Annotated in this window: 12 protein-coding genes; 6 read left to right on the top strand and 6 right to left on the bottom strand. The window is 65.3% G+C overall.

What is annotated here, in order from left to right; all coding sequences use genetic code 11:
• Positions 1 to 37: 37 nt before the first annotated feature.
• The 3 genes from ACFVUS_RS02090 to ACFVUS_RS02080 all read right to left on the bottom strand — a co-directional run bounded on the left by ACFVUS_RS02090 (position 38) and on the right by ACFVUS_RS02080 (position 4,708).
• Complete coding sequence (locus ACFVUS_RS02090; protein ID WP_387761287.1) at positions 38 to 1,174, bottom strand: serine hydrolase domain-containing protein; 1,137 nt, start codon at positions 1,172 to 1,174, stop codon at positions 38 to 40.
• Between the two features lie 384 nt (positions 1,175 to 1,558).
• On the bottom strand, positions 1,559 to 2,959 hold the full coding sequence (locus ACFVUS_RS02085) for a DUF222 domain-containing protein (RefSeq protein WP_387761286.1): 1,401 nt from the start codon (positions 2,957 to 2,959) through the stop codon (positions 1,559 to 1,561).
• Positions 2,960 to 3,160: 201 nt separating this feature from the next.
• Complete coding sequence (locus ACFVUS_RS02080) at positions 3,161 to 4,708, bottom strand: serine/threonine-protein kinase (protein WP_387761284.1); 1,548 nt, start codon at positions 4,706 to 4,708, stop codon at positions 3,161 to 3,163.
• A gap of 151 nt (positions 4,709 to 4,859) precedes the next feature.
• On the opposite strand from ACFVUS_RS02080, the gene ACFVUS_RS02075 reads away from it, so the two are divergent.
• The 4 genes from ACFVUS_RS02075 (at position 4,860) to ACFVUS_RS02060 (ending at position 8,522) form a co-directional block, all read left to right on the top strand.
• Complete coding sequence (locus ACFVUS_RS02075) at positions 4,860 to 5,471, top strand: glycosyltransferase family 4 protein (protein WP_387761283.1); 612 nt, start codon at positions 4,860 to 4,862, stop codon at positions 5,469 to 5,471.
• Positions 5,464 to 6,798, top strand: coding sequence for a glutamate-1-semialdehyde 2,1-aminomutase (locus ACFVUS_RS02070; protein ID WP_387761282.1), 1,335 nt, complete (start codon positions 5,464 to 5,466; stop codon positions 6,796 to 6,798). Before ACFVUS_RS02075 ends, ACFVUS_RS02070 begins: the two co-directional genes overlap by 8 nt.
• Positions 6,799 to 6,907: 109 nt before the next feature.
• The gene (locus ACFVUS_RS02065; protein WP_387761281.1) at positions 6,908 to 7,648 is read left to right on the top strand and encodes an SDR family NAD(P)-dependent oxidoreductase; all 741 of its coding nucleotides are present in this window, start codon (positions 6,908 to 6,910) and stop codon (positions 7,646 to 7,648) included.
• A 13-nt stretch (positions 7,649 to 7,661) separates the two neighbouring features.
• Positions 7,662 to 8,522, top strand: a complete 861-nt coding sequence (locus tag ACFVUS_RS02060) for an amidohydrolase family protein (protein ID WP_387761280.1) — start codon at positions 7,662 to 7,664, stop codon at positions 8,520 to 8,522.
• Here ACFVUS_RS02060 and ACFVUS_RS02055 read toward each other — a convergent pair.
• Together ACFVUS_RS02055 and ACFVUS_RS02050 are read right to left on the bottom strand one after the other, a co-directional pair.
• Positions 8,519 to 9,031, bottom strand: a complete 513-nt coding sequence (locus ACFVUS_RS02055; protein WP_387761279.1) for a methyltransferase family protein — start codon at positions 9,029 to 9,031, stop codon at positions 8,519 to 8,521. The two genes, ACFVUS_RS02060 and ACFVUS_RS02055, sit on opposite strands and share 4 nt — an antisense overlap.
• A 45-nt stretch (positions 9,032 to 9,076) precedes the next feature.
• Entirely contained in the window at positions 9,077 to 9,628 is a 552-nt protein-coding gene (locus ACFVUS_RS02050; protein WP_387761278.1) for a Uma2 family endonuclease, read from the bottom strand.
• Positions 9,629 to 10,019: 391 nt separating this feature from the next.
• Here ACFVUS_RS02050 and ACFVUS_RS02045 point away from each other — a divergent pair, with 391 nt between their 5' ends.
• Positions 10,020 to 12,050, top strand: a complete 2,031-nt coding sequence (locus ACFVUS_RS02045) for an SDR family oxidoreductase (protein ID WP_387761276.1) — start codon at positions 10,020 to 10,022, stop codon at positions 12,048 to 12,050.
• 71 nt (positions 12,051 to 12,121) lie between these two features.
• Here ACFVUS_RS02045 and ACFVUS_RS02040 read toward each other — a convergent pair whose 3' ends face one another.
• Positions 12,122 to 12,769, bottom strand: a complete 648-nt coding sequence (locus tag ACFVUS_RS02040) for a cutinase family protein (RefSeq protein ID WP_387761275.1) — start codon at positions 12,767 to 12,769, stop codon at positions 12,122 to 12,124.
• 269 nt (positions 12,770 to 13,038) lie between these two features.
• On the opposite strand from ACFVUS_RS02040, the gene ACFVUS_RS02035 reads away from it, so the two are divergent.
• Entirely contained in the window at positions 13,039 to 14,442 is a 1,404-nt protein-coding gene (locus ACFVUS_RS02035) for a wax ester/triacylglycerol synthase family O-acyltransferase (RefSeq protein ID WP_387761273.1), read from the top strand.
• Positions 14,443 to 14,452: the final 10 nt, after the last annotated feature.

Below are 14,452 nucleotides of genomic sequence, written 5' to 3'. Positions count from 1 at the left end.
TGTCATCCGCTCGATTTCCCCTCGGAGCGCACAGACTTCATCGTGGAGCACACAGTCCGGCGTCGACGACCTCGTCGAGATCGATATTCCGCTCACGCGCGCCGAGAATATCGGGAATCTGATTCATGCTCACGGTGACCGAGCGCTCCGCGGTAGCGCCACCGTAGACGAATGTGCCGTTGATGGTGCCGCCGTGACCCCAGGCTTCGATCCCGCACGAGGTGGTCCAGTGGAAAAGCCCCAGGCCGAAATCCTCGGACCTGCGCCAATCACCGCTCGGGACAGTGCGTTGCATCTGCGTCAGCTCGTTCGCGCCAACTACTCGACCCTGAAGTAATGCCATGAAGAAGCGATTCAAATCCGCGCCCGTGGACACCATCGCTCCGTCGGGCAGGCCCCAGCCGGGATCGATATCGGTGATGTCGACCAGGCCGCCGCCGAAGTCGTCGTATGCCCGCGCGTGCGGGCCGCGAATCACCTGTTCCGCCGGGTACAGCGGCCAGTAGGTGCTCGTCAGTCCGAGTGGGATCAGGATCCGCCGCGTGACCTCGACGCCCACCGGTAGTCCGGTGACCCGCTCCACCACCTGCCCCGCGATCAGATAATTCGTATTCGAGTACTCGGAGCGAGTTCCCGGCTCGAAGTCTTTCTCCTTCGCCATGCCCATGGCGATAAGGTCGCCTATCGGCTTCGGCTGTTGCAGTGCCGCTGCCGATGACAGGTCGAGGTCGGTCAGGTAGTCCGGAATACCGCTGGTGTGCTGCAAGAGGTTTCGAATGGTGATGACGTTCCCGTCACCGCCGGGAGCGTGCACCATGCCCGGAAGGTAGCGCTCTACCGGTGCGTCCAGGTCGATCCTGCCCTCACCGACCAGTTGCAGTATTACCGAGGATACGAACGCCTTCGTGTTGCTTGCGATCCGAACCTGCGCGTTGTCCGGGAACGGGGTGTTGGTTGCGAGATCGCCTACGCCGCTATTGATCTGGAGGATGCTGTCGCCTTCAGTGAGAACCAACTGTGCGCCGGGGACGGCTGCGCCCGAGATGGTGTCGTTCAGGCCGATCTGTAGGCGTTCCTGTAGTGAGGTTGGGTCGGCGTTGGTGATACCTGTCGTTACGACGACCGCGGTGGCTGTGGCGGCCAGGAGCGCTAGCGCTCTTTGTACGGCGGGCATTGGTCCTCCAGTCTGTCCCCCGGGAGAGCAATACACGTGCGGTCCCAAGTTGGTTCAGGGACAACACGATTAAAGACAAGACCAAAAAGAACAAAAGACTCAAAGAACAAAAGAAAAAGACGCCCGGACAAGAAAAGAACAAAACAAAAAGAACCAAACACTCGGGAGGCTTGGTCTGTTGGCTCGGAAGGTGACCACAGCCAGGCACCCCGTCGGGGACGCGAGGGTCGGGTCTGAGTTGCGGGAGAGCAAGTCGGGTACGGCAGGCGAAGTAACCAGCACTGCTTCTTTGTCCGGACTGCGGAAGGGCTGGAACTGAGGTGCGGACATGCCTGTAGGACCGGCAGGAAGGCTCCTGACGGTGGATACAGGTGGGGGTGGAACCTATTGCCGGGCTGGGCAAGCCGGGCGAGGCAATACCCAGGGTCGCTGACGCATCCTGTTCGGCGCACACGCCCGAGCCGGGCTGGCAGGCAACGCGGGCGCGGGCGGTACCGAGGCCATCAACTCGTCCGGGTGATGCATGTGATTCACCCGCGGTGTCCGAGTCGGATCGATATGCGCAGGCGCGATCCACGCGGTCCGCCCCGCGAACTTCGCACCCTTACCAAGCTTGATCGTGGTCCACCCGGTCGGGGTGTCATTGACCAACGCGTGGCAGTGATCGCAAGCGAGAGTGAGGTTTTCGATATCGGTCAGGCCGCCTTTGACGAACTCGGTCACATGGTGGACAGCGGCCATGCTCGCAGGGGCGGTGCAGCCCGGTCGGGTGCAACCCCGCTCGGTGGCGATGAGCGCCATCCGCTGGGCCGGGTTCGCCAGGCGGGCACGACCGATATGCAGCGGCATGTCCTCACCATCAGTGACGACCGAGAACGTCTTGCTCTTGCGCGCAGCCATTTCCAACGCCACCGCCACGGGCACCGTCCCGCCGGTAGCCGTAGTGGCTACTCCGGCAGCGCGTTCCACATCGTGGATGCTCATAGTCAGGATCGTGGTGACCGGCAGGCCTCGGTGCGAGCCGAGGTGGTTGGGGTGGAAGTCGGGGTGCAGCAGTGCGAACAACGCATCGTGCTGACGTTGCACGGTGGTGCGCATATCCCGCTTGGCCGCAGCTTTGACCACCTCTGGATCGAGGTTCTCGTCCACCACGAATGGGCTCTCAGGATCGGCGGGGTTGCACAGGCCCGGCTTGGCGAGCTTGGCCAACACCGCATCCACCGCCGCACGAGCTTCCGGGGTCAGCACCACGGTCATGGTGGACATCAAGTCGAAACCCTGCGGGCTCAAACGCATACTGCGCATCCGAGCCCGATCCGCATCATCGGTCAATGTGCCATCAGGATCGAGGTGCCCCAGGATGCGGTCCCCGATCTTGGGGAGCTGGTTCGGGTTCAACGCACGCGCGTGCCGCGCCAGGTGCTCTTCGGCCAGCGCACGATCCTCGGCATTCACCTTGTTCGGCAGCCGGTCCATGACCTGCCGGATCACGCGCACATGATCGAGGCCGATCGCGCCTTCCTCCTGCGCCAGAGCGGTGTTCGGCAGCAGCGGTGCCGGGGTAGAGATTTCGGCGTTGTCCCCTACACGCGGCCAGATAGCTGCTTGTTCGGCGCAGTGCCACCGGTTCAACGCATCCCCGTGTGAGATCCGCAGTGTCTGTTGCAGAAACAGCGCCACCGAACCCGCGCCTGCACACTTGGGCAGCGACCGCGAGCAGGTCTGCACGACCAGATCGAGTTTCATCGCGTCGAGTTTGCGGGTGGCGCTTTCGATCTGCTGCATCAATTCGACAATGTCGTTGTCCGACACCGGAATAAGCGGCTGAGAGATCAGGGTGTCGATCGCAGCGGAAAGCGCTGACGCACTCTCCGTGATTGCGACGTTCTCCCCTGAATTCATACCTCTATTCTACTCCCGCAAAACAGACCCCGAAAGCCGAATTACGTTGTGATATAAGGCTATTCAGAATAGCCCGCCTTTACCTTACGAGGGAAATAGCGGACTAACCAATCTGCCACACAACCATTTCCCATCCACGTAATCCATGGACAGCGTGATGTTCTGATGGTTTGTAGTATCAGCCTTACCTTTGGTCGAGTTGATCTGCGTGATATCCGCCGCCAACTCATAGTGCGTACCACCACCCGAGGTCACGGTGCACTTGGCGTCCGTGCCCCGAGTGTGCTCGGAATCGGCCTCGAGCAGAAGCCGAACCGTCGGAAGCAACGACTGCGCCTGGGACTTCCATGCCCCGGTCGCGCCGTTCACGACCTTCGTCTGCCAGCCGTCCCCGTCGCTGTAGTCATACGTGGACATCAGAATTCCGTAGTCGCACGCCGCTTTGATCGCACCGTCTCGGGTGGCGTCGGTGGGCACGCCGCCTGGGTCCGAGACACCGGGAGGCGATCCCGCACCGATGGTGAAATGCAATGCGCCACTGCCCAATCCGAGACCCAGGCCCGCCGCGATGAGCAGTCCCGTGACACCCGCGAGGATCAGGCGCTTCCGTATCCGCCGCCGGGGAGCGGGTGCCGGGCTGATCGGCGGTGCCGACATCGGTGGCGGGAACGACGACGCGTCCCGCAATCGCGTCTCTTCCACTCCCGTGCGGGTGGTTCCGAAACTCACTGCCGGAAATGCCGAGGGCGGCGTCCCCATGACCGGCGGAGTCCACGGCGCACCACTCTGATTCGTAGCGGTCAATGCCCGGGCGGCCGCCGCCGCGAATTCCCCGCAGCTCGCGAATCGATCGTCCCGGTTCTTGGCGAGCGCCCGCGCGATCACCTGATCGAAAGCCGCTGGCACACCCGGATTCTGTTCACTCGGTCGCGGAATTCGACCGTTCAGGTGACCGTTCACCAACTGCGCGGTGCTGCCGCCCGGATACGGCAGCGCGCCCGTGAGCATGTGATACAGCGTGCAGCCGAGTGCGTACACGTCCGAGCGCTGATCCATATCCGTGCGCAGTTCGAACTGTTCCGGTGACGCGTATTGGAAACTCGCGTACATCTCCCCCGTCCGCGTCAACGCACTGGTTTGATCCAAGGCCTTCGCGATTCCGAAGTCCGCCAGGAACACTCGTTGATCCGGTCCCCACGCCAGCAGGATATTGGCGGGCTTCACATCGCGGTGCAGCACTCCGGCCCGGTGCGCGTGATCCAGCGCCCGCGCGGTCTCCCCCAGAATCCGCACCGCGTGATCCGGGCGCAGCGGCCCGTCCCGCAGCACCGCCGCCACATCGGTGCCCTCGACGTACTGCATGGCCATCCAGAGCCGGTCCTCGGTACGCCCCCGCGCGTACACCGCGACGATATTCGGATGTGCCAGGCGCGCAGCGGTATCGGCCTCGCGCAGGAATCTGGCGCGCACCTCGGGATCGTCCGCGACGTGCGGGCTGAGCAGTTTCAAGGCGACCAGGCGCGGCAGGTCCCGGTCCCGGGCCAGGTACACCTCGCCCATTCCGCCTACGCCGAGCAGCCGTTCTATCGCATAGCCCGCGAATGTCTGCCCCTGCGCGAGTGTCCTCGCCACGCCCCACTACCTCCGACCGGCTACCTGCTGCCGCCCACCGTAACCCACGCGTGCGGCGCGCTCCCGGCCGACAGCATTTAGAATTGCGCTGCACGGGCGCCGGGGCCTGTACCGCGGAAATTCAGGGGACAAGCCCGGGGGTGAGGCGACCATGGATGAGTCATTCAGCAGTGAGCAGCGGCCTGCCGCGCAGACCGTCATCGCCGTGGTGGGGCGGCTCGCGCCGGAGAAGGGGCAGGATCTGTTCCTGCGCGCGCTGGCCGGAGCCCGGGTGCTGCCGCGCGAGGTCTTCCTGATCGGCGGCAGGTATCCCGGGGACGAGACCTATCTCGCCGAACTCCAGGTACACGTCACGGCGCTGGATCTGCCGGTGACCTTCACCGAGCGGGTCGAGGATCTGGAACCCTATCTGCGCCATGCCGATATCCTCGTGCAGTGCTCGCTGCGCCCGGAACCGTTCCGGCGCGTGGTGTGGGAGGCGATGCGAGCCGGATGCGCGGTGATCGCCACCCGCCCGGCCGGCATCGAGCAGCTCATCGAGCCGGGCCGCAACGGGCTGCTGGTGGATCCGGGCAACCGCGCCCAATTGACCCGCGCCCTGGACACTCTCATCACCGATCAGGAGTTGCGCGGCAAGTACGCCGACGCCGCCCGGGTGCGCGCGGCCGAATTCGAGATCACCGAATCCGCCCGCGCCGCACCCCCGTTCGCGACCACACTGAGCGAAACCCGTTGGCGCGCCGCAGGAGGAACGGATGCCTGAATTCACTCGCAGCAACGACGTCCAGGACCGGCTACATCGGCTGGTACCGGGCGGGGCGCACACCTACGCGCGCGGGGCAGATCAGTATCCGGAGGGCAGAGCGCCGATCCTGGTGCGCGGGTACGGCGCTCGGGTCTGGGATTGCGACGGCAACGAGTACGTCGAGTACGGCATGGGGTTGCGGTCGGTCACCCTGGGGCACGGCTATCCGCCGGTGGTGGAGGCCGTCACCCGCACCATCGCGCACGGGGTCAATTTCTCCCGGCCCACCGAACTGGAATTGCTTGCCGCGCAGGACTTCCTGAGCCTGGTGCCGCACGCGGACATGGTGAAGTTCGCCAAGAACGGATCCGATACCACCACCGCCGCCGTCCGATTGGCGCGCGCGGTGACCGGGCGGGTCACCGTGGCGGTGTGCGATCAGCCCTTCTTCTCGGTGGACGACTGGTTCATCGGCATCACCGAAATGTCCGCGGGCATACCGGCTTCCCCCACCGTGAAGTTCCGGTACAACGATCTCGGATCGCTGGCCGAGGTGCTCGAATCCGAGGATGTCGCCTGCGTCATCCTCGAACAGGCCACGGCCCTGGCCGAACCCGCGCTCGGCTTCCTGGAAGGCGTTCGCGCACTGTGCGATCGGCACGGCGCACTGCTCATCTTCGACGAGATGATCACCGGTTTCCGCTGGTCTCCCGGTGGCGGACAACAGCTCTACGGCGTCCGGCCGGATCTGTCCTGCTGGGGCAAGGCCATGGCCAATGGCTTCCCGCTGTCCGCGCTCGCGGGCAAACGCGAATACATGGAACTCGGCGGCCTGCGCACCGATGCCGACCGCGTCTTCCTGCTCTCCACCACGCACGGCCCGGAAACGGCCGCCCTGGCGGCTTTTCGCGCCGTGGTCGAGGCCTACCGCACCACCGATCCCATCGGCCGCATGGAACACGCGGGCCGCCGGCTCGCCGAGGGCGTGAACGCGGTCGCCGCCGAAAGCGGTATCGCCGAACACCTTCAGGTGCGCGGGCGGCCCTCATGCCTGGTATTCCTCACCAAGGATCCCGAGGGCAATCCCTCCCAGCCCTACCGCACGCTGTTCCTCCAGGAGCTGCTCGATCGCGGCGTGCTCGGCCAGTCCTTCGTCACCTCCGCCGCCCATACCGACGCCGATATCGATCACACCGTCGAGGCCTGCCGCGAGGCCGCCATCGTCTATCGAAAAGCGTTGGAGCACGGCAGCGTCGACGGCTTCCTCACCGGCCGCCCGGTAGCCCCGGCACTGCGCCGCCAAGCCGCCCCGCGCCGCCTGCCGGACATACCGACGCGTCGGTAGGACTCCAGGCACAGGATTTCCACAGCCGATTGCCGGAGTTGTGTCGCAAATCAGTCGCTGAACGACTATTCATGGATTGCGAAGCATTCATGGACGGACGGGTGAGGCAGTGGGTGAGAGCGGCAGCGCTACCGGCGCGCTCGTGACGGGCGGTGCGGGCGATATCGGCGGTGCGGTCGCGCGCCGGCTCGCCGCCGCCGGGCGCGAGGTGGTGATCGCCGATATCGACCTGGACGCCGCCACCGCGCTCGCCGCCGAACTCGGCCCGAAAGCCGTTGCACTGCACCTCGATCTGACCGATCCGGACAGCATCGAAGCGGCCGCGCGCTCGGTGCGCGGGAGTGTCTCGGCGCTGGTGCAGTGCGCGGGCGCGGCCATCGTGGAGCCGTTCCTGGACAGCACCCCCGCACACTGGGATCTCATGCACCAGGTCAATCTGCGCGGTCCCATGCAGCTCACCCAGCAGCTGCTGCCCGCGCTCCAGCAGGTGGACGGGGCGCGCATCGTCTTCGTCTCCTCCGATGGCGCGCGGGCGGGCGCGGCGGGTGAATCCGCCTATGCCGCATCCAAATCCGGACTGTTCGGCTTCGCCAAATCGCTCGCCCGCGAGGTGGCGCGGCACGAAGTCACCGTGAATGTGGTCTGCCCCGGGCCGATCGAGGGCCATATGGTCGAGCGCGCCATGGCCGACCACCCCGGCCACCTCGAGGCCCTGCGCAAGGCCATCCCCCTCAAACGTCTGGGCCGCCCGGATGAGGTCGCCGCCCTCATCGCGTGGCTGGCGAGCCCGGAAGCCAGTTATCTCACCGGCCAGCTGATCAGCGTCAGCGGCGGCATCACCATGCAGTGAAGGAGACGCCACCATGCCCACCATCCCGATAGTCGACGCGCACCTGCACCTGTGGCACCCCACGGCCAACCCCTGGTATCCGCAGCTGCGTGAATTCGGTACGGCCGCAGGCAGACCCGAACTGGCGGACGACTTCCTACTCGCGGACTACGAGCGCGCGGCCGGTGTCGAGCTCGCCGGACTGGTGCACATCTCGGCGACCACCGCACCGCACGCCTACCTCGACGAGGGACGCTGGATCGACGGCATCGCCGCCACGGCCGGGCGGCCCGTGGCCATTATCGGATCGGCCGATCCGACGCTGCCCGAGGCGGAACTGCGGGCGCATCTGGATCGACAGGCGCAGAGCCCGAACTTTCGCGGGCTGCGGGTATTCGGGGGCCTGTCCCCGAACACCCCCGCCGCCGAGACCATCGCCGCCTGGCTCCAGGAGCGTGACGGCGTCTTCGATCTGGTGGCGCATCCGCACGACATGCTCGACTGGATCGATTTCCTCGCGGGCTATCCGCAGCTGCGCGTGGTGCTCGAACATCTCGGCCTGCCGCAGGGCACCACCGAGGACGACCGCGCCGCCTGGCATAACGCGCTCTCGCTGGCCGCCAAGGAAACCCAGTGGCTGTGCAAGCTCTCCGGACTCGGCATGATCTGCCCGGATCTGTCCTGGGAGACCCTGGAGTACTGGCTCGAATCGAGCGTGCAGCTGTGGGGCTGGCGGCGGCTCATGTTCGGCTCGAATATGCCGATCGACACCATAGCCGGGAGCTATGACAATCTGCTGGCCACCGTCGATCACCTGGTCGGCACCGATGCCACCGAACAGGAAGCCGAATTCTTCTACCGCGCCAACGCCTTCGACACCTACCGGCTGGGCTAGGCGGGCGACTCCGGCGTCCACGGTGTGCGCCGGGGAAGCCACGCGGGCACCGCGGCGCGATACCGCTCGTACTCGGCGCCGAACTGCCGCAGCAGCGTCGGCTCCTCGTAGAAGCGCACGAACAGCGCCTGCCCGACGGCGATGATCAGCGCGTACCAGAGCAGATCGACGCGGCCGAACAGCAGCGCCTGGCCCAGCACCATCGACACCACGGCCAGGTACATCGGATTGCGCACGAAGCGATTCGGGCCGCCGACCACCAGGTGTTCGGTCGGGGCCACCGGTGCGGGCGTGCCGAGCCCCTCGACGGCGAAGCGGTAGATCGCGCCCAGCAGGATGGGCAGCCCGGCCGCGATCAGCACCACGCCGAGCACCCGCCACAGCGCGATCGGCGGTAGCGCGTTCTCGAAATGCCAGCCGCTGATCCACAGCGGCAGGAATCCGGCCACCGTCCCCGGCACCAGCACGGTGAAGAGCAGACTGCCCCACACCGCACGCGCTGCACGCATACCCGCCCCGATCGATCGAGGGCAGCCGCGCGCGCCCGAATGCGTTCAGGGCACGGTGAGTTGGGAAACCAGGCGGCTGCCGGTCAATTTGTATTCTGCACCGACCAGTTCGTACATGCTGACGAATCCGTCCAGATCCTCGGATTCGTGATCACCGCGCACGATCCAGCAGTGCGGGATGCCGAGCATGGCGTACACCCGCAGTTTGTCGATGGCCTCGTGCACCTGCGCTTCCTGGGAAACCGCCTCCACCACCGCGAACAGATCCGCCGGATCATGGGTGGTGCTGTGCTTGCGCGGCTGATGCCCGGGCCGGAACACCACGCCGTCGGCCACGAAGTTGTGCTGTCCGGCCTCACCGCGGGCGAATCCGCTATCCGCGATGTACTGATCCCCGGCGATCTCGTAGCCGAGTTGCCGCCAGAATTCGAGCACACCGAGCAGCGCCCGCGAGTACCAGAAGGTGACGGGCATGAGCGTCAACTCCAATCTGCCGGCGCGCAGCTCCCAGGCCCAGCCGCGCGGAACACTCGGCAGCGCTTCGAATTCGGCTCGGGTGCGCACTCCGGCCACGGGGAGATCGAGGTGGTGGGGCACCGGCCCACCCTAACGATGGATCGGACATATGGGACATGTGCCGACAGTCGCACCGCTCAGCCGGGCGATTCGGATATTCGAGTGACCGGCCACACAGGACATCCGACCAGTTGCGATCGAATTGCCAAGTGCATCCGAGAGTTACACCAAACCCGTTGTTACACACAAAAACTCGAATTGCCACCGGGTGACCAGTCCCACACGCCGGAAAACCCCGTTTTGGTTGAAGCGTCTATGTGCGGGCCGTAAAGTTACCCATCAGTTAGGCACGATGGTGTTCCTACCTCGGCCCGACATTCTGCTAAGGGGCCGCATTCTCTCGTCCACATCCACCGACGCATGTCGGACGAACAACGTTGAGCACCAACAAGTTCGTAATTTAGGAGGGGCGATGGTTTCCTACATCGTGACGGGTGGCACCGGATTCCTCGGTCGGCGCGTGATCGCCGGACTGCTGGAGCGGGACCCCCAGGCTGTCATCCACGCACTGGTTCGCGAGGCGTCGGTCGCCAAGCTGCGCGAGATGGCTCAGGGCTGGGATGCCGAAGATCGAGTGTTCCCGCTGGTGGGCGATCTCACCGCGCCCGGACTGGGGCTGCTGGACATCGACGGCGCGTTCGAGGCGCCGAGCGCCGATCACGTCATCCACCTCGGCGCGGTCTACGACATGACCGCCGACGAGGACAGCACCTACGCCGCCAATGTGAGCGGTACGCGTTCGGTCGTCGAACTCGCGAAGAGCATCGGCGCGGTAATGCACCATGTGTCCTCGGTCGCCGTCGCCGGTGATCACCAGGGCAAATTCTTCGAAGACGACTTCGATCTCGGACAGCGTCTCGAGTCGCCTTATCACCGCACCAAATTCGAAGCCGAGAAACTGGTCCGGGAGAGCCGCGACCTGCGCTGGCGCGTTTATCGACCGGCAATTGTGGTCGGCGATTCGCGCACCGGTGAAATGGATAAGATCGACGGTCCGTACTACTTCTTCCCCGCCATTGCCGGATTGGCCGCACTGCCCTCGGAACTGCCGGTGCCGCTGCCGGATCTGGGCGCGACCAATATCGTGCCGGTGGATTATGTCGCCGCCGCGATGGTCGAGCTGATCAACAAGCCCGGACTGATCGGGCGCACCTTCCACCTCACCAATCCCGAACCGCAGCCCTTCGGCAAGATCTACGCGGCGCTGGCCCGTGCGGCCGGAGCGCCCGCCGGAATCGGTCCGGTGCCCGGCAGCCATGCCGCGCTGAACGCTCTCGGCGAGCTGCCGGGTGTTCCCGCGGTGCGTGACTTCGTGCTGGAACGGCTCGGCATCCCCGCCGAGGTGGCCCCGCACACCGCGTTCGAATCGAACTTCTCCTCCGACTTCACCCGGGCGCAATTGCGCGGCAGCGGAATCGCGGTCCCGAAGTTCGAGAGCTACGCCGCCAAGCTGTGGAGCTACTGGGAGGACAATCTGGATCCCGATCGAGCCCGCCGCGGCCGGGAGAAGCTGGCCGGGCGCATCGTGCTGGTCACCGGCGCCTCCTCCGGTATCGGCCTGGCCACCGCGCACGCGGTCGCCAAGCGCGGGGCCACCGTACTGATGGTGGCGCGCACGCCGGAGGATCTGGAGGCCGCGGCCGTCGCGGTCCGCGCGGAAAGCGGTGCGGCACAGGCGTACACCTGCGATATCACCGATGAGAAGTCGGTGGAGCTGCTGGTCAAGCAGGTGCTCGCCGATCACGGACATGTCGATTTCGTGGTGAACAACGCGGGGCGCTCCATTCGCCGCGCGGTGGCCAATTCCACCGACCGCATGCACGATTTCGAGCGCACCATGGCGGTCAATTACTTCGGCGCGGTGCGGCTGATCCTGGCGCTGCTGCCGTCCATGCGCGAGCGCCGGTTCGGGCACTTCGTGAATATCTCCTCCATCGCGGTGCAGACCAAGGTGCCGCGGTTCGCCGCGTACGTGGCGAGCAAATCCGCGCTGGACAACTTCAGCGAGATAGCGGCCGTCGAGAACGCCGATGCCGGAATCACTTTCACCTCGGTGCGGATGCCGCTGGTGCGCACGCCGATGATCGCGCCGACCGACCTGTACAAGTCGATTCCGGTGCATTCGCCGGAGCAGGCGGCAGATCTCGTGGTGCGGGCGCTCGAACACCGGCCCAGCCGGATCGATACGCCCATCGGCACTTTCGCGCAGCTGGTGGATACCGTGATGCCGTCGGTGAAGAAGGCCATCCTGTCGCAGGGCTTCAAGATGTTCGGAGAATCCAAGGCGGCCAAGCCCGATCCGGCGACGGTCACCGAAACCGCTTCGGACAAGCCGGAATCGCGTAGCCCGCTGCTGCTGCTCGCCCCGATCGTGCAGCCGCTCATGGGCCTGCCTGGCCCGGCGGCGCGCTTCACCAACAAGATTCCCGGTCTGCACTGGTAATCGCTTCCCGCGCACAGCGGTCCGGCCCGGTGGGATCATCTCACCGGGCCGGACCTTTTATCCCCCGGGCCTCAGATGCGCACTGCCGCAAAGTTCGCCGCGGCTACGAAGCTATTGCTGTAGGACACATGGGCGGGGGCGTTCCAACCGGCGCCGCAGACGGGATCGCCGCCGGTGCACCAATCTCCGGTCCGGCCCGCGAACTCACCGGGTACGGTCCAGCCGATGGCGCGCATGGGATCACCGAAGAGCAATACCGCCGCGATGCGGTCGCCGAGATATCCGGGCAGCTGCACCCGGCCCGGATACCAGGTCACCGCGCCGGTGCCGAGCGCCGCGTGCACGACCGCCGCGCCCTGCGAATAACCGACCAGGACGAAGCGCTGACCCGGACAGGACGCGGCCTGGGATGCGATGTGCCCCACCAGATCCGCGGTGCCCGCGCCGACATTGAAGCTGTAGTCCGCCGGATAGGCGACCGGATAGGCCGTGGTGGACACCGGCAATCGATCCTGTAGCAGGCCGTACAGCTGATTGCCCACCACATCGCCGAGCCAACCGGGTTCACCCGTGCCCCGCGCCACCACCACGTCCACATCCGAACATCCGTCGGCATGGGCTCGCGGCAATGGGAAGAACACGCTCGCCACCACCAGCGCGGCGGCGAAAACCCAAGCGATACGCCATTTCTCAGATAGCAGAACCTTCCGGTCGGCCATTGCTCTCACCCTCTCACGCCATTGTGAGCAGCCCGGTGACTCTTGTCAGTGACAAGTGACAATTCACCGGGCTATGTGACCCAAGGTAGGGAGGGGCGTTAACAGCGGCAACGCATTCCACCGGAGAGATACCCAATCGGTGCGCAACCGTATCACTCTCAAACTTGTTATCTACAAGCTACTTTGAGGCAACGAACCGGCCTCGAACGGGTACGCGGGGCTACCGCAATCGGTGCGCAAAATAGAACCAGTTCTCATAGGGTGTTGGTATGGAACGACTTACCGGGCTCGATGCGAGCTTCCTCTATCTCGAAACCGACACTCAACTCCTGCACGTCTGCGCACTGCTGATAGTCGACCCCGGCGCCGACGGCGTCGAATTCTCCTATGACGACTTCAAAGCCGAACTCGGCAGACGGCTGTACCTCATCCCCGCCATGACGCGGCGGTTGCACGCGGTGCCGTTCAACCTCGATCATCCGGTGTGGGTGCGCGACTCCCGCTTCGATCTCGATTACCACGTGCGGCGCATGGGGCTGCCCGCACCGGGCGGAAAACGCGAATTGGCCGAAGTCACCGGCGATATCGCAGGTCGCCCCCTGGACCGGTCCCGGCCGCTGTGGGAGATGTGGGTGGTGGAAGGACTGCCCGAGGGCAAGGTGGCGATCATCTCCAAGTACCACCACGCCATCGTGGACGGCATCACCGGCACCAATATGATGATGCACCTGTGCGATGTGCAGCCGGGGGTCACCTACACCCCGCCCGCCGAAACCCCCGCCGCCGAAAGCGAACCCAATGATCTCGCGCTGGGACTCGAAGCGCTGGCGAAATTCCCGGGCAAGCTCGGCATGTTCGGCATGGTGCCGCAGACCGTCGGAATCCTGAGCGGGCTGGTGCAGCGGCGGCGCAACGGTGCCGGAAGCCGGGGCATGCCACTGCCGTTCACCGCACCGCGTACCCCGTTCAATCGCGCAATCACCCCGCATCGCTCCACCGCCTTCGTGGCCTCGGAGCTGGCCGATATCAAGGAGATAAAGACCGCGTTCGGGGTCAAGGTCAACGATGTGGTGCTGGCCGTGGTCGGCGGTGCGCTGCGCAGTTATCTGGAGCTGCACGAGGAACTGCCCGACACCTCGTTGATAGCTTCGGTTCCGGTGTCGACGCATGACACCTCGCGTCATGACGAGGGCACCAACAAGGTGTCGACCATCTTCTCGCGGCTCTACACCGATATCGCCGATCCGGTGGAACGGATGCGGGCCATCGCCGCGGACAATCAGGGGGCCAAGGAGGAACACAATCTCATCGGCGCGGACTTCCTGCAGGATTGGGCACAGTACGCCCCGCCCAACACCTTTCAGCTCGCGGCGCGCGCCTATTCGTCACTGAAGCTGGCCGAGCATCATCCGGTGGTGCACAACCTGGTGGTCTCGAATGTGCCCGGACCCAACTTCCCCATGTATTTCCTGGGCGTGCGGGTGGCGTCGATGTATCCGTTCGGGCCGGTCTTCCACGGCGCGGGCCTGACCGCCACCGTCATCTCCAATAACGGCAACCTGGACTTCGGTTTCATCGCAGCCAAGGAGCTGGTCCCCGATATCGAGAAGATCGCCGACGCCGTCCCCGAGGTGATCACCGAGCTGCTCAAGGCGGCCCGCGAAAACAGCTGAGCCATAACGG

Source organism: Nocardia sp. NPDC058058 (assembly GCF_042885355.1).
In the GTDB taxonomy this organism is placed as follows: Bacteria; Actinomycetota; Actinomycetes; order Mycobacteriales; family Mycobacteriaceae; genus Nocardia.
Note: the sequence above shows the minus strand (reverse complement) of the source record. Positions and strands in the feature narration are given on the sequence as shown.